Consider the following 388-nt stretch of genomic DNA (forward strand, 5'->3'; position numbering starts at 1 on the left):
CCGGTAGCCGTCCTTGTCAAGCAAAAGTCCGCCGTCCCCACGGCAGCCTTCGGTGGTGAGAATACCAACAGGCACGATGGCCGTGGGATGAAACTGCACCGCCTCCATGTTACCCAGGCAGGCCACACCGGTCTCAAGGGCAATGGCATTACCGATACCTTCTGAAATCACCGCATTGGTGGTCACAGAATAAAGACGGCCATATCCGCCGGTGGCAATGGTGGTGGCCCGGGCGACATAGGCAATGAGTTCTCCGGTGACAAGGTCCCGGACAATGGCGCCATAACACACGCCATCTTCGTGGATCAGGGCAATGGCTTCCTTTCTTTCGTGAACGGGAATACCCAGTTCAATGGCCTTGTTGTCCATGGCGTAAAGCATGGTGTGC

Annotated in this window: 1 protein-coding gene; it reads right to left on the reverse strand. The window is 56.7% G+C overall.

The features are described from left to right. Positions 1–388, reverse strand: a 388-nt coding sequence (locus ACYQ2M_RS25345; RefSeq protein WP_459919185.1) for an FAD-binding protein, incomplete at both ends; no start/stop codon positions are given.

It is taken from the genome of Desulfocicer niacini (assembly GCF_054657595.1).